Below are 22,814 nucleotides of genomic sequence, written 5' to 3'. Positions count from 1 at the left end.
GCTTTTTTATGTCTGGTTAGCTATTCTATTAACAGCACCCGGCGGGTGCCTGCCGGCTGGCCATCAAAGCTTAGTTGAAAGAAGTACACACCGGATGCCAGCTGGCGGCGTTGCCAAGTTAGGCCCTCCGTGCCGGGGGCTAGCAAGCCTGCATCGAGCGTATCAGTAGTGCGGCCAAAGGCATCACGCACAGTGAGCTGCACATGAGCCGTATGGGGCAATTCAAAACGCAGCCTGACAGTGCCAACTGCCGGATTGGGAAAGAGCGTGAGGCTGGTGGCCAGCTCGGCTGGGTGCGTGGCCAAGGTAACGGCGGCGGGCACTACCGCAATGTCGTACACTTCGTAACGTCCCCCGGTCGGCCCAATCCAGTCAATGAGCGAAGGCCGCCCCGTAGCTACATCTACGCGGTACAGGGTGGCAAAGCCGCCGGAAGGGTCATTGCCTGAAAAGGACAAATAACCTGCGTTGGTCGATGTGGTGGGGTCATAGTAAAAATCAAGGTCTTTATTAGGGTTGTAGGCGTACGAGAAGGAGCCGATTGCCCCGACCGTTCGGAGGGCGCCAGTACCTGGCTCCAACTGCAACAGTTGATTAACCGACTCATCTACAGCATATAGCTGCGTGCTACGGCTTCCCGCGTACGAATTGGTATAAGCCACTGTGCCTACTCCAGGCTTAGTACCTGCATAAGGGTCGTTGGGAGCATAGGCCAAGCCGGCATCAGCAGCTACCACATTGCCCGAGGCCGGCGATAGGCGCAAGCTAGCCTGCGTTACGCTGCTGGTAATGCGCACCTGGTCGGCCACGGGGTCAAAATCGAAGCCAATGCGGGCCGCATCCAAGGCCGTAGTGCCTGCCCCTAGCGCTAGTACAAAGCTGCTGGCACTCACCGGTGTGGCTGCTGCGGTGGCTAGGTTAATCGTATATAGTTGAGCCTCTTGTATATCAGCGGCATAGCCGAGCGCATACAGCTCGCCAGTAGCTGGACGGAAGTCAATCCCTACTAACACTTGTCCTGGGGCCACGCCCGTAATAGGCCGCTGCGTGAGAATAGTGCCGGGGTTTGCTGCCTTGAAGGAGAATAGACTTACGTTTTTATTGCCATAACTTACTTCTAGGCCATAGATGGTCTGGGCCAGCAGTGGCTTGCTGGCTAGGCTGCTAACCAGTAGCAAGGCCAGAGTAAGCTTGAGCCAAGCACTTGAGCGAAAAGGAAATAAATGAGGCATAGCTGAGTAGGAAAAGAGGTAAAAGGGTCTGGCAACGAAGCGAGAAGTGCGTTTTTAGCCTAGAGCGGCTTTGCAGGTATCAACAGGATGCTGCGCAGAAAAAGGAGGGCTTTTCGGTTAGCCCTATTGTCAACCTCTTCGAGTAAGCTCATAGCTGCCGGATGAGCCGCACAGCTTCGGCCTCGCTCACGGCCGCGACGGGTGGGGTGACGGTAAGCCCGGTACTGACCGTAAAGCGCTGCGTGCCATAGTAGAGCTGCCCATTGACTGACTGCAGCACTACGGCGACCATGTCGGCGCCGGCTGGCACGTTTTTCTGCCAATCGGTGCCCGTCGTGGTATTTGGCCACAGCTTCATAAGCCCATTGTAGCCTGCCGGCCGCAGATACACGCGGGTTTCGCCAGCGGCCGTGGCAGTCGTTTTCACTGTTACGGTGGTCACGCCGGCCACCTTGTACGCGTGCCAAAACTGGTCGATGTTCCACCAGCCAATAGAATCGAGCGGCAGCGAGGCCCGGTAGAGGCCGGGCAGGCTTTGCACCCGCTGAGCACTAGCCCACTGCCAGCCGGCGCTGTCGGAGGCCAGCACAGTAGCCGGCTGCTTCCACACGTATTGGCGCGTAGTATCCTGGGTTGTCGGGATAGGCGACTGGACACTAACGGTTTGCCCGGCAGCAAGGCGCAGACGCTCTGCGTTGTGCCATACCTGAATGTTAAACTCGCCGCCCGATACCAGCATGTCGCCACGCCGCACAACATCGGTGGGCATGTTGGCCAGCACCATGTCGGGCACCGTATAGATTTCGCGTATCTGTACCCGTGCCGTGCCCGTCGCCACGGCTCCGGTAAGCAGCAAAAAGCTGGCTGCCGGAAATGTAAACTGCGCCTTGCCCGCGGTAGTAATGGTGCGGCTGCTGTCCAGCTTCAAGCTGAACGATTGGGAGATTACGCTGTTGCGCCGGGTAAAATCGGCAAGGGAGAGATGAGAGGTTGACGTGGCGGGTGCGCAGTCTACCAAATCGTCTTTACGGCAGCCGGCAGCCAGCAGTAGCCCAGCCGCGCCAAGTAAAAAAACTAAACGAGTCATAGTGAGTCAGGAGAGGAGAAAATGTGAGGAAGCTTCCCCTAAATCGAAGCAGCCGGCCGGTCTGCTTCGGTTCTAGCGGATATCCCAGGAAAAGCCCGTGAGCAGGCCTAAGCTGAAGGGCTGGCGAGCGGTGAAGCCCGCCACATTAGCCTGCGTAAAAGGCGTGAGCACATAGCGCCCAGTAGGCTGCACTACCCACCGCCAGCGCCCAGCTGGGCCAGCCAAGCGGTAGCGCAGGTCGAGGCCGAGGCTTAGGGCCAATGTCAATGGCCGATAGGGCCTAGCACTGGCGGCGTAAGTAGTTTGCTCGCAGCCGCAGGCATTGCCTTCGGTGCTGCGGCCACCCTGATACCACCCTAGCTCGACACCCATAAGCAACGCCTTTGCTAGCTGACCGCGAGGCACGCCCAGGGCATAGCCTAGCTGCATGGGCAGCGTGAGCAGCCGGTAGGTATCGCGCTGGTGCACGCTCATGGCAGTAGAGTCAGTATGGACTTGCAGCGCTAAGCGTGTAGCATACTCCTGGTAGCCCAGGCCCATGGCCAGCACCCAGCGGCCCGAAAGCACCCGCTGCACCTGCACTTGGGCCCCGAAGCCCAGTGCCGGCCGCTCAAGGTGGGCAAAATCGGGCCGGGTGGCCGTAGTTGCAGGCGGCGAAGTGGCACCCAGAGTGCGGTAGCTAAGCGTAGGCCCGGCCATCGCCAGCAGTGCCCAGCGCCGCAAGGCGGGCGGGGGAGGTAGGGAGTCAGGCAGCCCAGCTAAAGGGGGCGGTAGTGAAGCTGGCAGCGGCTGCCGCAGCACTACAGGGTTTAGCGCCAGTTCCTCCGCGGCTCGAACGGGCTGCAAGGCTTCTTCCGTTTGTATTGCCTGGGTGGACGCGACACGGTCTCTGGGCGTAGAAACGGCGCGTGGATGAGGGGAGCTTAGTCCGAAAGAGCGTTTTTGCTTTGCTAAAATAATGGGCGCCATTGGGCCCAAGCCTGGCTCCACCCGTTGGCGAGGCCGGGCAGCTACTGGCTGATAACGGTGATTGGCAATAGCCAACAAGCTGCCCCGAGGTTCTCTAATAATCACTCGGCGTTTCTGCGCATGTCGCCCGGCAGTGGTTCCGACGAAGCGACTAGCCCCTGCTGAGCTGGTAGTAGCTGCTACTGCCAGTTTGGTACGACGCTTCGAACGCTGGGCTAGCTGCCTGCTCGCCGGGAGCATCGTGCGATTTGTGGTTTCAGGCTTAGATAATGACCTGGCTGTAATTGCTTTGCTTACTAGACGTCGACCGTGGGTTGGCTGCGATGCGGCTGCTGCCGAAGGCCTGGAAGTACTAGCAGAAGCGTCGGATGCGACTGGCAAAGCGTTCGTTAATTCTGCTGCGTGAGGCTCGCGCTTCGCAGACCTGTTAGAAGTCGCTAAGCGGCAGACAGTAGTATCCCCGGCCGGCCCTTTTGTTGCCTTGCGTGACTGGTTCCACTTGCCTTGGATGATAGCCGACGTTTTCGAAAGGCTTGTAGAGTGACTCGTTGCTTTAGTTGAAGGCCCTGCAACCTGTATGCTGCCGGGGCTATGAGTAGAAGGCTTGGCTTCGGGCTTCGGCGTTGTTAATGAAGACAATAAGTTCGCCGGCCCTCGCCACACCCGCACGGCCACGGTCGTGACCGTAAGTCCGAGCAGCAGCGCCAGCAAGGGCAGCAGGCGGCGCGGCCGGCGCCACCACGGCCGCACCGGGGCCGGCAGGCGCTGCCGGATGCCTGCCCAGGCGCCGGGCGGCGGGGGCGCCCCGTAGTCGCCCAGGCGCTCGCGCAGGGCATCCAGCAGCGGGTCACGGGGGGCATTGGGCGGAAGGTTAACCGGTTCGTTCATGATTGACAGAGCTTGGGTTTGGCTACACACAGGCGTTGGGCCAGCAGCTGGCGGGCACGGGCCAGCTGCGATTTGCTGGTGCCCTCGGCAATACCCAGCAGCTGCGCGATTTCGGGGTGCGAGTAGCCTTCGATGGCGTAGAGATTGAGCACGGCACGGTAGCCGGGCGGCAGGGCCGCCAAGTGCTGAAGCAGGTCGGCCACGGCGAGCTCGTCGAGGGCCGAGGGCTCGGGGCTGGGTAAGTCGGGGGGCAGGTCGTCGAGGTCGCTAGGGCCGTGGCCACCAGGGTAGCGCAGGCGGTGCTGCGCCAGCGCGTGCAGCGAAGTGCGCACCGCCACGCGCCGCGCCCAAGCTTCGAAGGGACCCTCGGCCCGGTACTGGTCGAGGCGGGTAAAGAGCTTTACGAACGTGTTTTGCAGCGCATCCTCGGCCTCGGCCCGGCTAGGGCAGTAGCGCAGGCACACGCCCATGAGCTGGTGCGAGAGCAGCTGGTAGAGCTGAAACTGCGCCGCTTCCTCGCCCCGGCGACATGCCGCCAGCAGAGCCTCAGAAACCGCAGAAACAGAAGTAGCCATACGCAAGCGGCACAAGCACCGGAAGCTGGTTTCCGGTAGTTGAGGGCTTGACCGGCAGGCCCAGCTAACCGTTGCATAGCCCCCTAAAAAAACTGCCTGCTTCGGACAAGCAGGCAGTCTGAATAAATGCGATGGCTAGTACGCTAGAGCTTCTCTTCCAGCCACAGAAAGCCCGCCGCCAGCAAAAACAGCCCGAAAAACCAACCGGCTGGCCACGGCTGCTGCACGGTAGCTACCTCGGCCGCTGGGGCAGGGCTAGCCAGCGCGGCGCGGGCGGCCAGCGCCTGTTGGCGCGCCGCCAGCTCGGGCCCGCGCCAGGCTGCCGAGTCGTACACGTAGAAGCTGTGCACCGTGCGGCCCGGCCCGCGCACCTGGTGCCAGCCGGCCCGGGCGGGCCAGTACTCGGCGGTGCTCCACTCGGGCAGGCGTGCATCCTGAGCTAGCGCCAGGGCCACGGCCGGGCCACCGGCCAGCGGCTGCACGGTGGGCAGGCTAGCCGGCCGGGCGCCCGCCAGCCGCAGCATCAGCGGCTGCTGCGGGCGCGGCCACCGGCTAAGGGCCAGCCAGGTGGCGGCCGGGGCGGGCGGCGGAGTGGCCGCCGTCAGCAGCTGGCTCCAGAACGAACTGTATGTGGCAGCCTGCCCCTGCAAGGCCCAGCGAAAGGTTTCGGTCACCACCGAGACCACGGTAGCCCCTAGCCCCACCCGCCGGCTAGCCGCCACCACTGCCCCGCCGGGCGCCGTAATGAGCGGTTGCAACGCGCCGCCGGGCCGCAGCCGGGCCGGCAGCAACGCCCGCACCGGAGCAGGCGCATCGGGCCAGGTGAGGGGCTGGGCTACGGCGCCGGCCGTGGGCAGCGCCTGCACCACAAAATCGGTGCGAGCGGGCGTGGCGGCGGGCAGGGCCGTAGCTTCGGCCAGTATTACGAGGCCCAGGCGGCCTTGCTGCACGGCGGCGCGCAGGGTCTGGCTTTCGCCAGCGGGCAGGCTAGCCAGGGTCGCGGCATCGGCTACTACCACGGCGTAGCGGGCCAGCAGGCTGGGGGTGAGGCGGTCGAGCGGCTGGGCCGGCTGGTTGAGAAACTCAGTTTGGACCAGGCCCCGGCTCACAGTAGTACGCAGGGCTACGGCCCGGCCAGCAGCAGCCAGGTTATTTTTCAGAAACTTGAATTCGAAGCCCGGCACGGCGGCTAGCAGCAGCACGGGCGGCAGGGTGGCGGGCGTTATTTGCAGCGGCAGCGGCTCGCTGGCGGTGGGCTGGCCCTCGCGCCGCAACCGCAGGGCGTAGCGCGCCAGGCCGGCCACTTTGGGCTGGTAGCTCAGCCGGAAAGAGCCATTGCCGGCGGGCAGCCGCAGCGAGTCGCGGCCCGCGCCTTCCGCTTGCAGGCTCACCCAGGCCGGGCTAGCCCCTGTCACGCTGCCTTCGACCTCGAAGCGCTGCCCGAGCGTGAGCTGCTGGCTCCAGCCCGCCGCTTGCATACCGATGTAGGCGGGCGCTGCGTGCGGCACTACCGCCAGCGAGCCCAGCGCGGGTAGCTCGGCAGCAGGCAGCCCCTGGCCCAGCAGATGCACCCGGCGCAGGGCTGGCCGCTGCTCGGCCAGCGCCAGCAGGCTGCCGAGCGCTTTGGCGCGGGCCAGGGGCGGGGTGCCATAGCTCCACACGGGCGTGCCGGCACCCAGGCGGCGCAGCAGCTGGCGCAACGTGTCGGGCTGATAGCCTGGCGTGAGCACGATGGCTTCGGCGCGGGTGGCGGGCACGGCGCGCAGCGGCGGGTAGGCCGTGAACCACAGTGCCAGGGGGGCTAGGAGGCTGGCCAGTAGCCGGGCCGGGCGGTGGCCCGGCCGCCGCCCGGTCATCAGCAAGAGCCCTAGCCCAAGCAGCAGGCAGGTTGCCGCCAGCACGTAAAAAAGTAGTGAATGAGGCTCCACGCAGGGTTAGTCAGCGGTAATAAATCAATTTTCAGAGGTGCCCCAGCCCGCTTACCGGCTCAGCTCCTGGAAGTAGCGCTGGGCCAGGCGGTTGGGCGCGGCGGGCGGGGCGGCGGTGGGCACGGGGGCAGGCAGCAGGTCGGCGAGGGCACGCTGGGCGGGGGCTAGGCAGGTGGCGCAGGGCACGCGGCTGGCGCGGGCATCGGTGGCTAACTGGCGCAGCGCTCGTAGCGCCGGCAGGTAAAGGCCGGGCTTTTGCAGCGCGGCCTGGGCCAGCGCGGCGCCGGCTTGGTCGAGTGCCGCGGCATCGGCGGGGCTGGCTGGCTGGCTAGGGGCAGCTTGCGCGGTGGCTAGCCACCGCAGGGCGGCGCGCACGGCGGGCTGGGCATTGGGGGCTGGCACCGTGGCTTGCAGGCGCGGGGCCGCGGCACCCCTCAGCTCGCCGGTGAGGCGCAGGGTGGACTCGGGAAAAGGCTGGGGCGTGAACCCGGCTTTCTTGACGTAGGCCCGCGTTTGCTGCTGCACCTGCTTGAGCAGGCGCAGGGCACGGTACTCGTAGGGGCGGGCGGCGGCGGGCTGGCCGGTGCGCAGGCGCAGCTCGGCGGCCCACATCTCGTCGAGCACGGCGTACAGCTTGGCTTTCACGGCGGGCTCCAGAAAGTCGGCGGTTTCGGCGTCGTCGTGCTTGTGCATGTAGGGGTCCATCAGTGCATCGGTGGCGGTGGGGGAGGCATTGCGGCCGGTCGGTGCCTCAGAATGATGGTCGTCGTGGTCATCCGCCTCGGCTTTGGGGGCCGGCTTTTCGTCGGCCGTGGGGGCGTCGGCAGTCGGGGCGGCTGGCTCGTCGGCCGTGGGTGGGCCGGCCGTCACGCCGAGGCCTTTTTCGGCTTCTTCGCCCAAAAACTTGCCGTAGCGCAGGCGCAGCGACTGCTGGTCGAAACCCAGCGCATTGGCCCGGTTGCTAAATTCGGCGGCGGTGAGCTTGGGCTTCTCGGCAATCAACTTTTCGGTGTCGATAATAATCTGGCGCTCTGAGCGGAAGTAAGCCGGCGCGGTGTTCACGCCCATGCCCATATCGAGGGCGCTGGCCGCGGCAGCCGTGTCCTGCCACTGCACGATAAAGGCATCCGAGCGGGCCCCGTGGCCGTTGTTGTCGCGGGCCTGCACGTAGAAATACAGCTCGTCGCCGTAGGTCATGCCGAGCTTGGGCAGGTTCAGGAGACTAGCCACGGTGGTTTCGCTGGGCTGCCCGCCCAGGCCGGCGCTCAGGTCGCGGCGCACTTCGTGAAACTTCACCGCCTCGCCCTGGCCCTGCGCCACCGTGATAACCAGCTCGGCGCGGGTCAGGCCGTAGTCGTCGCGCAGCGTGGCCTTGATGGGTACCTCTGGCCGGGTACCCCTAGCCGCAATAAGCGTGTAAGGCTTAGGCGTTTGCAGGCGAATGGTGGGTGCCTGGTCGGGCCGCACGTCGATGGCGTAGTCATCGGACGTTTGCCCCGCATACCGCAGCCGGTAGAGCGCCGAGGCGCTGAGCACCTGCGTGGCCTCAAACTGATTGGCTAGCCCGGCTGCGGGCCGCAGCGCTACTTTTTGGCTGCCGATTTCGAGCGTGGGTGCCGCCCCGGCCGTGCGATTGACGTGCACCAGCCAGCGCACCCGCGCGCCCTGCGGGCACTGAAACGTAGCCGCAGTCGGCGCAAACGCGGCCCGCCGGGTGTAGGCCGGCGGCGTCACGAGCAGCTCGACTTTAGTAATGCGCGGCGCGGCGGCCGGTACCGGCCGCGCGGCATCGGGCGAGAAGTGCACGGCCACGGCGGCCGGGCTAGCCACTGCCGACTGCCGGGCGGGCAGCCACCAGGCCAGCGCACTTCCTGCCAATAGTAAAGCACTGATAAGCAGCGAATTTTTAAAGGAAACCGGGAGCAGTGGCGACTGCGTGGCCGCGAGCTCTTCCAGCCGGTGAGCCACCCGCTGCTGCTGTAACTGGCCCAGAAAGGACAAGTGCTCAGCGTCTTGCAATAATAGCCCCACACTGTCTTCCAACTCCGGAAATAGCCGGTCGAGCTGCCGGGCCACGGCGGGCGGCCCCAGCCGGCGCAGCGGCCACAGCTGCCAGGCAGCCCCGGCCAGCACCGCCACCATGCCGGCCAGCAGCATCGGGCGCCCGCCCGGCCAGCGCGCCGCCAGCAGCCCAAGCAGCAGCAAGCCCGCCAGCGTGGGCAGCCCCACCGCGGCCAGCCGCCGCCCGGCATAGCTGCGGCCGGCCGCCCGCAGTTGCTGCCGGGCGGCCCCCAGGCCAGCGGGCGAATGAAGGACTACCTGGCTCATAGCGAGGGCGATAAAGGACTAGAAGAAATAACCCGCCGCTGCGCCAGCCAGCGCTCCAGCCCAAACAGCACCGCCACCAGCAGCACCAGCCAGGGCCGCAGGTCGGTGAGGCGGTAGGCCACCGGCGCGGGCGTTTGGCTAGCGGTTGCCCGTAGCGGGCGCGCCGGCAGCTGCGCCGGGTCGAGGCGGCGCTGGTCGTAGGCCGTCAGCAGCGAATCGATGCCGAGCTGCGGATTGGTGGCCAGCAGGTCAAGCAGCAAGGCCGGCAGCGCGGGGCTTGCGGCTAGGGTGCTCCAGCCGGGCGCCAGGTGCGTAGCGAGCTGGTAGCTGGCACCTTTCGCCTGAGTTAATTCCGCTAATACGGCCCGGCCCCGGCCATCGGCCCAGCGCGGCTGGCTGCCGGCGGGCAAGGCTAGCCGGGTGCGCCGCGTCAGCAAGATAGGCGGCGCGTCCGCCGTTTCGGCGGTGGCTAGGGTAGCCGTATCCGCCAGGCCAGCGCCCGTAGCTTCTTGCCAGAGGTGCAGGCCACGAGGCACTTGCGCGCGCCAGGCGGCCGGTACCGGCTGGTCGCTCAGCCAAAACAACCAGTCGGGCGCGCTGGCCGCATCGGGCACCGTCGTGCTGACGGTGAGGGCTAGCGGCGCGGGCAGGCCCACGGCCGCCGCCCGCAGCGCCGCCCGTAGGTAGCGCGCCTCCTCGGCGGCGCCGGCCGGGGCATAAAGTACCACGCGCACCGGCCCGGTACGCACCGGCACCCCGGGCTGGGGCTGCGCCGAATCGGCCGCGGTGGGGCGCAGGCGCGGCTGGCCGGCCGCAATTTCGTAGCGCAGGGGCGGCAAGCCGGCCACCGCCAGGGTGGCACCCGGCCGGGGCCGGGCCACCCGCACTACTCGAAAGGTGGTCTGCTTTTCATCGCTGTGGCCTAGCAGCAGGCGTAGGCTGTCGGCGCTGGCGGCCGCGGCTTGCAGCCAGGTAGTGGCGGTGCGCGGCGGAATGGTTTGCCAGGTGAGGCTAGCCGGCAGTGCTGGGTGCGGCCCGCCCACCCCACGAAGCGCGGCCGGCGTGACGGCATACAACGGCTGGCCCGGAAAAGAATCGGCCGCCTGCTGGATGCGTGCCCAGTAGAGCTTGTCGGCCAAAGCATTGCTTGTTAAGTTTTTGCGGCCCAGCGAATCAGCCTGCCACTCGGCGCTGGTGATGGCGGGCAGCCCCGCCGCCAGCCAGCGTAGCGCATAGCCGCGCCGCCGCAGCGAATCGAGGGTGGGGCGCACGGCGGCTAGGCTGCTGCCATCGGCGAGGGCGCGGCTCACCAGCACCTGGCCCCGGCCGGCGGGCCGGGGCTGGCGCCACTGTGGCCCGGCCAGCGCCACGGCTAGCCCGGCCAGCAGGGCGGCGCGCAGCAGCAGCAGCCACACCTGCTCGAGGCGCAGGTTGCGCAGGCGGCGTTTGGCCCCGGCCGCCAGCCAGCGCAGGCTGCCCACCGCTACCTCGCGGCCCGGCCGACGGTTCCAGAGGTGAATGGCCAGCGGCACCAGGAGGCCCAGCAGGGCGAGCAGCGCAGATGGATTGGTGAGGGTAAACAACTGTGTAACGTTATTTATTACAATATTTTACGTATGTCATGACGAGCCTGCAAAGCAATCGCAGCAGAACGTCGTCGTTCGGGTATCGTTTAGGTGTGATTGCTTCGCGGACTCGCAAGGACAGATGCACGTGTGATGTCAACTCATCAACTGCCTCCGTTTCAAAAACTCGCGTAGGGCGCCGTCGAGCGGGTCGGCGGTGCTGAGCTGGTGGTAGTCGAGGCCCTGTTGGCGGGCGGCCTGGGCGGTGTCGCGCAGCCACTGGCGCAGCTGCTGCTGGTAGGCAGCGCGTTGCTCGTCGGCATTGAGCTGAATGGTCTGACCGGTTTCGAGGTCGCGGAACGTGAGGGGGCCTTTGTGGCTAAAATTCAACTCATTGCCCGCCACCAGGTGCAGCAGCAGCACGTCGCCGCTGGTGGCGCGCAGGCGGGCTAGCAGGTGGTTTATTTCGCCGGCTTCCTCATATAAGTCGCTCACGCACACGGTGAGGGCGCGCTGCCGCCGGGCCGTGAGCGGGGCTAGGGTAGCGGTATCAGGAAAGGTGCCGGTAGCCTCGGCCGCTTCGAGGGCGTGGTAGAGGCGCGGCAGCTGGCGCGTATCGGCGCGGGCGGGGTAATGCTGCAAGCCACTCGGGCTCAACATGGTAAGGCCCACGGCGTCGCCCTGCTTCTGGGCCAGGTAGGCTAGCGACGCCAGCAGCAGCCGGGCGTAGTCGAGCTTGGTGAGGCCGTTGTCGTCGCGGTGGTTCATGCTGGCGCTGGCATCGAGCACGAGGTTGACAACGAGGCTGGTATCAACTTCCGACTCGCGCAAGTAGTAGCGGTCCGAACGCGCGGCCAGGCGCCAGTCGAGGCGGCGCAGGTCGTCGCCGGGCTGGTAGGGCCGGTACTGGCTAAACTCCATGCCCGCGCCGTGCCGCCGGCTGGCGTGAGCGCCCGCGAGGAAGCCTTCGGCCGCCTGGCGGGCGGCCAGCGGCAGGTTGCGCAGGGCGTAAAGGAGTTCGGGAGTGAGCATACAGTAGCGCGGACTTTCAGTCCGCTAGTTCAATAGTTTACCAGTATTTTGCATACTCGCGGACTAAAAGTCCGCGCTACACGGCCACGGCTTTCAACAGCTCGCGCACCGCATCGTCGGGTGTGAGGTTTTCGGCCTCCGCGTTGAAATTCAAGAGCACGCGGTGGCGCAGCACGGGCGGCGCCAGGGCCTTGAGGTCATCGAGCGTAGCGGCGAAGCGGCCTTGCAGCAGCGCCCGCGCCTTGGCGCACAAAATGAGCGCCTGGCCGGCGCGCGGGCCGGCACCCCAGCGGCCGTAGTCTTTGATAAATTTCACCTCCGACGTAGCCGGGCGAGTGGCGCGCACCAGCCGGTTCACGAAGCTGAGCAGCTCGGGGCTGAGGCTGACCTGGCGCACCAGCTGCTGCAGTTGCCGGATATCATCGCCGCCCAAAATGGGCCGTACTTCGGCGCGGGCCGTGCCGGTAGTGCCCCCTAGCACCGCCATCTCCTCCTGCTCGGTGGGGTAGCCGATGCGCACGTACAGCAAAAAGCGGTCGAGCTGCGCCTCGGGCAGCGGGTAGGTGCCGCTCTGCTCAATCGGGTTTTGGGTGGCTAGCAAGAAGAATGGCTTGGGCAGCGCGTGCTCCTGGCCGGCGTAGGTCACGTGGCCTTCCTGCATGGCTTCGAGCAAGGCCGCCTGGGTTTTGGGCGGCGTCCGGTTTATCTCATCGGCCAGCACGAGGCTAGCGAAGATGGGGCCGGGGTTGAACTTGAACGAGCGCTTGCCGGTGCCGTGGTCTTCCTCCAGCACCTCGGTGCCGAGGATGTCGGTCGGCATAAGGTCGGGCGTGAACTGGATGCGGCGAAACGGCAGGTCGGTGGCCTGGGCCAGCGTGCGCACCAGCAGGGTTTTGGCTAGCCCCGGCACACCCTCCAGCAGGGCGTGGCCGCCGGCCAGCAGCGCCACCAGCACCTCATCGAGCACCTGGCTCTGGCCCACGATGACCTTGCCGATTTCGGCTTTCAAAGTCGGCAGCTTGGCTAGGAGCGTTTTTACGTCTTGTTCGGTCATGTAAAGTTGTTGCAAGCAGATAAGTCGTTGCCCTTGCGAGCGCAGTAAGGCAAGTGGTTTTAGCTCAGCGCGTACAGCAGAATGTTGACGCCAAACTTGGTGTTGTCCTCAGCTAGAAAGCGCTTATTGCGAAAGTCGTAGTCCCACTCGCAGCCGTAGTCCTTGTTGGAGTAAAGCACCCCTAGCCGGTTGTTGATGGTGATGCCCTTGAGGTAGTCGTGTACCAGGTCGTCGCCCCAGCCGTTGAGCTCGAAGCCGGTGTTGGGCGGCCCATCCTTGAACTTGAAAAACTGGCTGTAGATGGGGTGCGTCTTCGGGATTTTCTGCAGCGCATTGGTGCCAAAGCACACGCGCATCTGCTCTTCGAAAGAGCGGGCAAAGAGGCCGTCGATATCGTGGTTGCAGTCGTCCACAAACACGAAGCCGCCGTTGCGCACGTACTGGGTGAAGTTCTTTTTCTCGGCGGCCGAAAACTGCACCAGCCGATGCCCGCTGAGGTAGCAAAAGGGATAGTTGAACAGCTCGGGGCTGTCGAGGGCCACCACTTTTTCCTTGGCCTCGACGGGTACCGTGGTGTACTGCACCAGCGAGTGCAGCAGATTGGCGGGCATGCGCTCGTCCACAGCATCCCAATCGCCGGAGTGGTAGCTGAGGCGCACGAAGGTGAAAGGAGCGGGCATAATTGCGGAAAAGGGCGGCAAGCGAAGCGGCAAGGTTGCACCTAAAAGCGGTTCATTCCGCATTCACGGCACCCAAAACAACCTTTGCGGCTGCAACCTTTGCGCACCCCAAAAGCCCCTTGTCATGCGTTAGGGGGCTAGCCGGGGCCATCACGGCCTAAATACTCCTGCCTCATCAACCCGCTAAACTATTCATACCCAATGCACATGAAGAATTTTATGCTGGCAGCTTTGCTGCTTCTCCTGGCTAGCCAGGCCCACGCCCAGTTTGGCATTAAAGGCGGCATCAACGAGGCAGTGCTCTCGGGCCGCGTCGGCGAAGATGCTACCTACAAAACATATTTTCACGCCGGTATTTTCTACCAAGCCAAGCTGATTGGGCCGCTGTCCATTCAGCCCGAGGTGCTCTACTCGCTGCAAGGCTCGCAGCTGAAGGGCCTGACTACCGCTACTAACTACACCACGCAGCTCAACTACATATCGGTGCCGCTGCTGCTGAAAGCCACGTTCGGGCCGCTGTATGTAGAGGGTGGCCCGCAGTTTAGCTACCTGGTAGCCGCCAATGAAGATGGCACCATCCAGGTGCGCAATGCCAGCGGCCAGCCGCTGTTTGTAAGCGCCAGCCAGACTTCGACCGACAACTACAAGCGCAGTGACTTCGCGCTGTGCGCCGGGCTAGGCCTTAAGCTGGGCCCCGTCGTGCGGGTGGGTGGCCGCTTCGTAGCCGGCCTCAACGACATCAATAACACGCAATATCTGGTGGGCGTGAACGACCCCCAACTGCACAACCGGGTGTTTCAGTTCTACGCCGCCTTCCAGCTGCCCAAGCTCTAGGCACTGGGAGAATGAGAGAAGGGGTGAATGGCTGAATGAACGTACTATCATTCAGCCATTCACCCTTTCTCTCATTCTCCCAGTGCTTAAATCGCGTCGGACAAGCTCGTGAAGGTGAAGTCGCGAATCTTGAGCGGTGGCACCAGGCAGCCGGCCAGCCGCACCGGGCGCCCGATGGCCTCGATATTATTGAGCATAATAATCGGGCTCTCGTTGAAGCGCAGGTTCTTAATGGGGAATTTGATGGCCCCATTCTCGATGTAGAACGTGCCGTCGCGGGTGAGGCCGGTGTAAAGCAGCGTCTGCGGGTCTACTTCCCGGATGTACCACAGGCGCGTCACCAGAATACCTTTCTGCGTGCCCTTGATAAGCTCGGCGGTGCTCTGCGTGCCGCCCGTCATGATAAAGCCGCTCGGGTAGGCCGTGGGCGCCACCTTGTTTTTCTCGGCCCAGTAGCGCGAGTAGTAGAGGTTTTTTACCACGCCTTTCTCGACCCAGCTCATGCGCTGCGTGGGCAGGCCGTCGCCGTCGAAGGCATTGCCGGGTACTTCGGCGTTGAGCGGGTCGGAGTAGATGTTGATGCGCTCATCGAAGAGCTTTTCGCCCTTGCGGTTGCCGCCGCCCTTCTTGGTCATAAAGCTGCGGCCCTCGTCGGCCGAGCGCGCGTCGAGGCCGCTCACCAGGCCCCCTAGCAGCGAGAGGTCGTCGCCGGCCATGAGCGCGGCTGGCTCCAATATCACAGTGTACTTGCCTGGCTCAATGGCCTTGGCACCCACCGACCCGAGCGCTTTATCGGCGGCGCGCTGCGTCAGGGCCTTGGTATTGAGCTTGGCTGGGTCGGTCACATCGGCAATAGCGTAGCCCGAGCCGCGCCCGTCGGGCGTGCGCACCGTCACCGAAAAATCGGTATTGGTCGACTGCTGGTAAGCCTCCAGTCCTTTTGAGTTGCGTATGGCCGTGAACCGCGTGCCGCCATCCAGGAAGCCGGCCGAGGTCAGGTTTTTGGCCGTGCACAGGGTCATGCTATCGGCCGCGGCTTGGGCGCGCAACGCGGGCGTAAGCACCGTCGTGGCCGCCGAGGGCGGGCTCAGGTAGGTTTGGGCGCCTAGCAGGGGCACGTATTCGGGGTTTTCGGGGGCTAGCCGGGCTATTTCCTCGGCGCGCTGCACGCAGCGGCGCAGGGTAGCGTCGTCAAACTCATTGCAGGTAGCCACGCCCGCGCGCTTGCCGAAGCGCGCCTCCACGGCCAACGATACGGAGTCTTGAGCGCCGGCCGTGCTCACGCTGTTGCGGGCGTAGCGGATGTTGCCGCTGGTGCGCCCGCGCAGCGAGGCCTCACACTCATCGGCAGTGCTGTAGGTGAGGACTTTCTTAAGTAAAGCCTGAGCTTCGTCTTTGGAGAGAATAGCCATTTTTTGAGCTGTTAGCTTTTGGCTGTTAGCGGTTAGCTTTTTAACTGTGCCTACCGAAAGGGGCTAACAGCTAACAGCCAAAAGCTAACAGCTTGAAAATTAAACTTTGCGGGCCGTGTTAATCACGTTCACCCCATTGAAGCGCGTGGTGGCTGAGCCGTGGCTCACCGACGAGCTTTGCATGGGCTGGCCCTTGCCATCGAAGAAGGTGCCGAAGAGGCGGTAGTCGCTCTGGTCGCACGAGCCCTGGCAGGCACCCCAAAACTCCTGGGTGTTCGACTGGTAGGCCACGTCTTCGAGCGGCTCCGTTATTTTGCCCTTCTCGATGGCGTAAAACAGCTGGCCACCAAACTGAAAGTTAAACCGCTGCTGGTCAATACTAAATGAGCCAGCTCCGGCAATGTAGATGCCCTTGTCCACCTTGCTCACCATCTCGTCTACGCTCATTTTGGTGGGGCTGGGCTTGAGGCTGATGTTGGCCATGCGCTGAAACTGCACATCCTCCCACGACTGCGCGTAGCAGCAGCCGTCGCTAGCCTTTTGGCCCACGATGTGCGCCTGGTCCCGGATTTTCTGGTAATCAACCAGCTTACCGGCTTTGATGATATCCCACTGCTTGGTTTTCACGCCCTCGTCGTCGTAGCCCACGGTGCCCACGGCGCCGGGTTGCAGCTTATCGGCCACAATGTTGACCTGCGGCGAGCCGTAGGGCAGGCCCTTCGCCTTCCACTCGAGCGTGGCAAACGAGGTGCCCGCGAAGTTGGCCTCGTAGCCCAGCACCCGGTCGAGCTCGGTGGGGTGGCCCACGCTTTCGTGTATGGTGAGGCCCAGGTGGCCGGGGTCGAGCACGAGGTCGTACTTGCCGGGCGTCACCGATTTCATGGTCAGCTTGGCCTTGGCCTGCTTGCCGGCCAGGGCCGCGTCGGCCAGGATATCGTAGCGCAGCTTATAGCCCACGGTATCGGTGCCCTGCGGGCCGCGCACCTGCTCACTGGCGCTAGGGGTCAGGTATTCGTAGCCCAGCCCCACCGGCGCGCTCAGCGCCTCGCGCGAGCGGAACTTGCCCGATTTGGTATCGACGGCCGTAGCCGTGAAGGTGGGCCAGAGGCGGTGAATATCCTGGTCGATATACGAGCCATCGGTACTGGCAAAGTACTTCTGCTCATTTACTTGAAACAGCGCCGAGCTGATGTAGCTAGCGCCAGTATCGAGTGCCGCCGCATTAGCGGCCAGCAGTAGCTCGGCCTTTTGCTTTACCGGCACCTCAAAGGCGCTCTGCACGATGGGCGTTTTCCAGCTTACCTCGCCGTAGCCCTGCTGGGGGGCTAGCTGCACGGGCTCCTTCATCACCAGCTTGTCGGCCTTCGCGATTTCCACCGCCAGGCGAGCCGTGGCGGCCAGGCTAGCCTCGGTCACGACGCTCGTGGAGGCGAAGCCCCAGCAGCCATTCACCAGCACCCGAATGCCTACGCCGTAGCTTTCGGTGCTCACAATATTCTGCACCTGCTTTTCGCGGGTGAAGACGTATTGGTTGAGCGAGCGCCCGATGCGCACGTCGGCGTAGCTGGCCCCGGCGCTCCTGGCGGCGTTGAGGGCCGCGTCGGCCAGGCGCTTTTTAAGGATGGTGTCGGCGCCGGGCTCCAGCAGCCGGCTAGGGTCCACTTGTTTGGCCCCGAAGCCGGGCAGGCTCGGCAGCAGCAGGGCCGTGGCGCCCAGGCCGGTAAGGCCCACAAAGTCACGTCTGTTCATGGCAGAAAAAAGGAGGAGTGAAAGAAGAAAGCGCTAGCCCCCACAAAAGCTGGCCCAGGTAGCAAAAGGCGTTGCTAGTTAAGCTAAAACTTTGGATAGTCGGCTGATGGCAGTCAGTTGTGGCCGACTACCGGCCAGGATGCCGCTCCGTTACCGGCGTTTGTCTGGCTAGCCTGCTTTCCACCAAAAAGCCCCCAAACCAATCAGGTTCGGGGGCTTCGGAGGGGAGGCGCCAGCCGTGATTACACAGCGTCGGACAAGCTCGTAAACGTGAAGTCGCGAATCTTGAGCGGGGGCACCAGGTTACCATTCAGGCGCACTGGGCGGCCGATGGCCTCCAGGTTGTTGAGCATGATAATCGGGCTCTCATTGAAGCGGAAGTTCTTGACTGGGAACTTGATAGCGCCGTTCTCGATGTAGAACGTGCCGTCGCGGGTGAGGCCCGTGAACAACAGCGTCTGGGGGTCAACGGGGCGGATGTACCACAGGCGCGTCACCAGAATGCCTTTCGCCGTGCTCTTGATGAGGTCGGCGGTGCTTTGGGTGCCGCCTTCCATGATGAAGCCGCCCGGGCCGGGCAGGTCCGGAATACCGGTTTTCTGGGCCCAGTAGCGCGAGCTGTAAAGGTTCTTCACCACGCCTTTTTCAATCCAGGTGGTGCGCTGCTGCGGGCGGCCATCGCCCGAGAACGTGAGGTCGGGCACCTCGGCGTTGGTGGGGTCCGAGTAAATCGTAACGCGCTCATCAAATAGCTTTTCGCCCTTGCGGTTGCCGCCACCCTTCTTGCTGAGGAAGCTGCGGCCTTCGTCGGCCGAGCGCGCGTCAAACGAGCGCATGAGCGCGGCCAGCAGCGAGGCATCGGTGCCCGATACCAGCGCGTTGGGCTCCAGAATAACGGTGTACTTGCCCGGCTCGATGGCCCTGGCGCCCACCGACGACGCGGCCTTGCTGGCCGCCACCGCCGTGAGGCGCGCCGCGTCAAAGTTCTTGATATCCGTAAAGTCCGTAGCCGCGTAGCCCGAGCCCTGCCCATCAAGCGTGCGCACGGTGATGCTGAAATCGAGGTTGGTGGTGCGCTGGTAGGCTTCGAGGCCCTTCGAGTTGCGCTTGGCCACAAAGCCTGCCTGGTCGTTGAGGAAGCCGGCCGAAGTCAGCTTCTTCTGGTCGCAGTACTGCATGCTGGCTGCCATTTGGCTAGCCCGGTAATCGGGCGTGATGCCGGCCGTGCTGGCTGCAAACGACTGGGGCGACGACAGATACGTCTGGGGCCCGAGTAGCGGCATGTACTCGGGGCTTTCGGGGGCTAGCCGGGCTATTTCCTCGGCGCGCTGCACGCAGCGGCGCAGGGTGGCGTCGTCAAACTGGTTGCAGGTTGCCGTGCCCGAGCGCTTGCCGAAGTACGACGTCACGGCCAAGGACACGTTGTCGACGGCGCCGGCCGTGCTAATGGAGTTGCGCGCCGAGCGCACGTTGCCTTCGAGGCTGCCGTTGAGCGTCGCATCACACTCGTCGGCGGTGCTGAAGCCGATGACCTTCTTGAGAATGTCCTGAGCTTCGGTCTGGGAAAGAATTGCCATTTTGGGATGAGCTGTTAGCTTTTAGCTGTTGGCTGTTAGCTTTTTGTACTGCCCTGCGCCTCCCTTGAGAAGCTAACAGCCAGTAGCTAAAAGCTAACAGCTTAATAATTTATCCGATTTTGCGGGCCGTGTTAATCACGTTCACGCCGTTGAAGCGCGTGGTGGCCGAGCCGTGGCTCACGGCCGAGCTTTGCGAAGGCTGACCCTTGCCGTCGTTGAAGAAGCCCGCGAAGCGGTAGTCGCTCTGGTCGCACGAGCCCTGGCAGGCGCCCCAGAATTCGAGGGTGTTGGTCTGGTAGGCCACGTCTTCGAGCATCTCCGTGATTTTACCCTTCTCGATGGCGTAGAACACCTGCCCGCCAAACTGCGAGTTATAGCGCTGCTGGTCAATCGAGAATGAGCCGTTGCCAGCGATGTAAATGCCTTTTTCCACACCGCTCACCAGCTCATCTACGCTGCGCTTGGTGGCGCTGGGGCGCAGGCTCACGTTGGCCATGCGCTGAAACTGCACATCGCGCCACGACTGCGAGTAGCAGCAGCCATCCGAAGCGTTCTGGCCCACGATGCCCGCCTGGTCACGAATCTTCTGGTAATCAATGAGCTTGCCCTGGTCGATGAGTGTCCACTCTTTAGTTTTCACGCCTTCGTCGTCGTAGCCCACTGCCCCGAGTGAGTTGCGCTGCAGCTTGTCGGCCACGATGGTTACGTTCTTCGAGCCATACGGAATGTTCTTCTTGCGCCACTCCAGCGTGGCAAATGAGGTGCCCGCAAAGTTGGCTTCGTAGCCCAGCACGCGGTCGAGCTCGGTGGGGTGGCCCACCGATTCGTGAATGGTCAGGCCCAGGTGGTGGGGGTCCAGAATGAGGTCGTACTTGCCCGGTACCACGCTCTTGCAGGTTATTTTCTGCTTGGTTTGCTTGGCGGCGCGGGTGGCGTCTTCCAGAATGTCGTAGCTGTTTTTGTAGCCGATTACATCCGAGCCGGTGGGGCCGGCCATCTTGTCGGCGGCCTTGGGCGTGAGGTACTCGTAGCCCATACCCATGGGCGAGCTCAGGCTCTGGCGCGAGCGGAACTTGCCGCTAGCCCGGTCTACTACCGTTACGCCGAAGGTGGGGTAAATGCGGTGAATATCCTGGTCGATATACGAGCCGTCGGTGCTGGCAAAGTACTTCTGCTCGTTTACTTGAAACAGCGCCGAGTTCACGAACGAAGCGCCGTTGTCGGTAGCTGCGGCATTGGCCGCCAGCAGCAAATCGGCCTTCTCCTTGATGGGTACCTCGAAGGCGTTTTTCTCAATTGGCGTTTTCCAGGACACGTCGCCGTAGCCTTTTTGGGGAGCTAGCTTCACGGGTTCCTTCTGCACCTTCGAGTTGGCCTTGGCGATGGCCACGGCGTGCTGGGCGGTTTTGGCGATGCCCGCGTCGGTCATGTTGTTGGTCGAGGCAAAGCCCCAGGTGCCGTTGGCAATCACCCGGATTCCTACCCCCAGGCTCTCGATATTGGAGATGCCCTGCACCTGCTTTTCGCGGGTGAAAATGCTCTGGTTGAGCGTGCGCTGAATGCGGATGTCGGCGTAGGTGGCGCCGGCGGCCTTGGCGGCGTTCAGAGCTACATCGGCCATACGCTTTTTGGCGGCCACGTCGAGGCCCGGCTCCAGCAGCTGGCTAGGGTCAATAATGTTGCCAGCCAGGCTCGGAAAGCTGGGGAGCCACAAGGCTCCGGCCGCCAGGCCGGTGAGGGCAGTAAAGTCGCGTCTGTTCAAGGGGAGGGCAGGTAAAGGTTTGAGAAATAGAAAGTGTTGAAGATGAGTCTTGCTGATGTTGCCTCACCCCTAGCCCCTATCCGAAAAGGAGAGGGGGCTAGCTGCTAATTCTAGTTCTGGTTTTTAGAAAACGGCTATTCTAAAACTAGCACTAGTTCCCCTCTTCTTTGCGGAGAGGGGCTAGGGGTGAGGCGCCACGTTAGCGCCGCGGAGAGGCCTAGCCAATCTTGCGGGCCGTATTAATGACGTTCACTGCGTTGAAGCGCGAGGTGGCCGAGCCGTGGCTCACGGCCGACACCTGCGAGGGCTGGCCCTTGCCGTCGAAGAACGAGCCGAAGAGGCGGTAGTCGCTCTGGTCGCACACGGCCGCGCACGAGTTCCAAAACTCCTGGGTGTTGGCTTGGTAGGCCACGTCGTCGAGCATGCCGGCGATTTTGCCCTTCTCGATGGCGTAGAACACCTGCCCGCCAAACTGAAAGTTATAGCGCTGTTGGTCAATAGAGTATGAGCCGCGGCCGGCAATATAGATACCTTTATCGACCTTGCTTATGAGCTCGTCTACATTCATTTTGGCGGTGCCGGGGCGTAGGCTCACGTTGGGCATGCGCTGAAACTGCACCGTGCCCCACGAGTCGGCGTAGCAGCAGCCATCCGACTCTTTCTGACCCACGATGTGCGCCTGGTCGCGAATCTTCTCGTAATCAACTAGTTTCCCCTGGTCGATGAGCGTCCACTCCTTGGTTTTCACGCCCTCGTCGTCGTAGCCCACCGCGCCCAGCGAGCCGGGCTGCAGCTTGTCGGCCACGATGGTTACGTTCTTCGAGCCATACGGAATGTTCTTCTTGCGCCACTCGAGCGTGGCGAAGCTGGTGCCGGCGTAGTTGGCCTCGTAGCCCAGCACGCGGTCGAGCTCCAGCGGGTGGCCGATGCTTTCGTGAATGGTGAGGCCCAGGTGGTTAGGGTCGAGCACGAGGTCATATTTGCCGGCCAGCACCGAGGTGGCGGTGAGCTTGGCCTTAGCCTGGCGGGCGGCCAGGGCGGCATCTTCCAGAATGTCGTAGCTGTTGCGGTAGCCCACGAGGCCGGTGCCGCTAGGGCCAGCCACCTTATCAACCGCCTGGGGCGAGAGGTACTCATAGCCCAGGCCCATGGGCGAGCTCAGCGCGTCGCGGGTTTTGAACTTGCCGCTGGCCCGGTCGATGGCCGTGACCGAGAACGTAGGCCAGATGCGGTGCACGTCCTGGTCGATATACGAGCCGTCGGTGCTGGCGAAGTACTTCTGCTCGTTTATCTGGAAGAGGCTGGAATTGACGAAGTTGGCGCCGTTGGCCTGGGCCGCTGCGTTGGCGGCCAGCAGCAGCTCGGCCTTCTGCGCTACGGGCACTTCAAAGGCGTTTTGCTTGATGGGTGTTTTCCAGCTCACCTCGCCGTAGCCCTTTTGGGGGGCTAGCTGCACGGGTTGCTTCTGGGTTTTGGCATTGGCCTTGGCCATGGCTACGGCCAGCTTAGCGGCCTGGGCCAGCCCGACTTCGCTCACGTTGTTGGTGGCCGCAAAGCCCCAGCTGCCGTTAGCGATGACGCGCACGCCGGCCCCGAAGCTCTCGCCGCTGGCGATGTTCTGCACCTGCTTTTCGCGGGTGAAAATGCTCTGGTTGAGGTAGCGGCCGATGCGCACATCGGCGTAAGAGGCGCCGGCGCTTTTGGCCGTGTTCAGGGCCGCATCGGCCAGGCGCTTTTTGGCGGCCACGTCGAGGCCGGGCTCGAGCAGGCGGGCGGGGTCTACGAGGGTACCGCCCATGCCTGGAAAATTGGGCAGCAGCAGGGCGCCGGTGGCCAGGCCCGTGAGGCCTACAAAGTCACGTCGTTTCAAAACAGCAAGAAATTAAAGGCAATGGGCAAAAACCGACTGGCAAGATGCACCTTTTTCACGAAAAAGACATACCCACTTGCTCGGCGTTGCAGCACTGACTAGCCTTTTTCTGCCTGAAGCTGGAAAATCTATTATTGTAAATTTCCGTACCCGCATTTTGCTGAGCTACTAACTAGCGAATGCCCTAGCCAAGCGGCAATGGGCGAAACTGTGGTTGTCTGCCTAGGCCCGCAAAAAAGCGCGGCCAGTGCTCAACCAGACCTGGCATATCT

General features: G+C 63.5%; 16 protein-coding genes. 1 reads left to right on the top strand and 15 read right to left on the bottom strand.

Translation table 11 applies throughout. The features are described from left to right. Positions 1-20: 20 nt before the first annotated feature. The 10 genes from J4D99_RS00520 to J4D99_RS00475 all read right to left on the bottom strand — a co-directional run bounded on the left by J4D99_RS00520 (position 21) and on the right by J4D99_RS00475 (position 13,338). Positions 21-1,232 (bottom strand): DUF4394 domain-containing protein, encoded by a 1,212-nt coding sequence (locus J4D99_RS00520; protein ID WP_208129742.1) that lies wholly within the window; start codon positions 1,230-1,232, stop codon positions 21-23. 148 nt (positions 1,233-1,380) lie between these two features. Continuing rightward, positions 1,381-2,319 carry a hypothetical protein gene (locus J4D99_RS00515; RefSeq protein ID WP_208129741.1) on the bottom strand — a complete coding sequence of 313 codons (939 nt, stop codon included), beginning with the start codon at positions 2,317-2,319 and terminating at the stop codon, positions 1,381-1,383. A gap of 72 nt (positions 2,320-2,391) precedes the next feature. Further along, positions 2,392-3,042: a hypothetical protein gene (locus J4D99_RS00510; protein ID WP_208129740.1), complete on the bottom strand. Its 651-nt coding sequence runs from the start codon at positions 3,040-3,042 to the stop codon at positions 2,392-2,394. Positions 3,043-4,172: 1,130 nt separating this feature from the next. Continuing rightward, positions 4,173-4,751, bottom strand: a complete 579-nt coding sequence (locus tag J4D99_RS00505; RefSeq protein ID WP_208129739.1) for an RNA polymerase sigma factor — start codon at positions 4,749-4,751, stop codon at positions 4,173-4,175. A 143-nt stretch (positions 4,752-4,894) separates the two neighbouring features. Next, positions 4,895-6,679: a hypothetical protein gene (locus J4D99_RS00500; RefSeq protein ID WP_208129738.1), complete on the bottom strand. Its 1,785-nt coding sequence runs from the start codon at positions 6,677-6,679 to the stop codon at positions 4,895-4,897. Positions 6,680-6,730: 51 nt separating this feature from the next. Then, positions 6,731-9,007 (bottom strand): DUF4175 family protein, encoded by a 2,277-nt coding sequence (locus tag J4D99_RS00495; protein WP_208130159.1) that lies wholly within the window; start codon positions 9,005-9,007, stop codon positions 6,731-6,733. Next, positions 9,004-10,590 (bottom strand): BatA domain-containing protein, encoded by a 1,587-nt coding sequence (locus tag J4D99_RS00490; RefSeq protein ID WP_208129737.1) that lies wholly within the window; start codon positions 10,588-10,590, stop codon positions 9,004-9,006. Before J4D99_RS00490 ends, J4D99_RS00495 begins: the two co-directional genes overlap by 4 nt. Positions 10,591-10,728: 138 nt before the next feature. Next, positions 10,729-11,604: a DUF58 domain-containing protein gene (locus J4D99_RS00485; protein ID WP_208129736.1), complete on the bottom strand. Its 876-nt coding sequence runs from the start codon at positions 11,602-11,604 to the stop codon at positions 10,729-10,731. 76 nt (positions 11,605-11,680) lie between these two features. Beyond that, a complete protein-coding gene (locus J4D99_RS00480) occupies positions 11,681-12,658 on the bottom strand; it encodes an AAA family ATPase (protein WP_208129735.1) in 978 nt (325 codons plus the stop codon). A 59-nt stretch (positions 12,659-12,717) separates the two neighbouring features. Continuing rightward, positions 12,718-13,338 (bottom strand): DUF4159 domain-containing protein, encoded by a 621-nt coding sequence (locus tag J4D99_RS00475; RefSeq protein ID WP_208129734.1) that lies wholly within the window; start codon positions 13,336-13,338, stop codon positions 12,718-12,720. Between the two features lie 207 nt (positions 13,339-13,545). On the opposite strand from J4D99_RS00475, the gene J4D99_RS00470 reads away from it, so the two are divergent. Beyond that, positions 13,546-14,172, top strand: a complete 627-nt coding sequence (locus J4D99_RS00470; protein ID WP_208129733.1) for a porin family protein — start codon at positions 13,546-13,548, stop codon at positions 14,170-14,172. A gap of 86 nt (positions 14,173-14,258) precedes the next feature. On the opposite strand, the gene J4D99_RS00465 is transcribed toward J4D99_RS00470, so the two are convergent. The 5 genes from J4D99_RS00465 to J4D99_RS00445 all read right to left on the bottom strand — a co-directional run bounded on the left by J4D99_RS00465 (position 14,259) and on the right by J4D99_RS00445 (position 22,542). After that, positions 14,259-15,584 (bottom strand): TldD/PmbA family protein, encoded by a 1,326-nt coding sequence (locus tag J4D99_RS00465; protein WP_208129732.1) that lies wholly within the window; start codon positions 15,582-15,584, stop codon positions 14,259-14,261. Positions 15,585-15,683: 99 nt separating this feature from the next. Continuing rightward, positions 15,684-17,333, bottom strand: coding sequence for a TldD/PmbA family protein (locus tag J4D99_RS00460; protein WP_208129731.1), 1,650 nt, complete (start codon positions 17,331-17,333; stop codon positions 15,684-15,686). A gap of 242 nt (positions 17,334-17,575) precedes the next feature. Then, positions 17,576-18,910 carry a TldD/PmbA family protein gene (locus J4D99_RS00455; protein ID WP_208129730.1) on the bottom strand — a complete coding sequence of 445 codons (1,335 nt, stop codon included), beginning with the start codon at positions 18,908-18,910 and terminating at the stop codon, positions 17,576-17,578. Between the two features lie 109 nt (positions 18,911-19,019). Then, positions 19,020-20,672: a TldD/PmbA family protein gene (locus tag J4D99_RS00450; protein WP_208129729.1), complete on the bottom strand. Its 1,653-nt coding sequence runs from the start codon at positions 20,670-20,672 to the stop codon at positions 19,020-19,022. Positions 20,673-20,889: 217 nt separating this feature from the next. Continuing rightward, entirely contained in the window at positions 20,890-22,542 is a 1,653-nt protein-coding gene (locus J4D99_RS00445) for a TldD/PmbA family protein (protein WP_208129728.1), read from the bottom strand. Between the last annotated feature and the right edge of the window lie 272 nt (positions 22,543-22,814).

It is taken from the genome of Hymenobacter sp. BT559 (assembly GCF_017571525.1).
In the GTDB taxonomy this organism is placed as follows: Bacteria; Bacteroidota; Bacteroidia; order Cytophagales; family Hymenobacteraceae; genus Hymenobacter; species Hymenobacter ginsengisoli.
The sequence above is the reverse complement of the archived record's forward strand: the minus strand, read 5'-3'. Positions and strand labels throughout refer to the sequence as shown.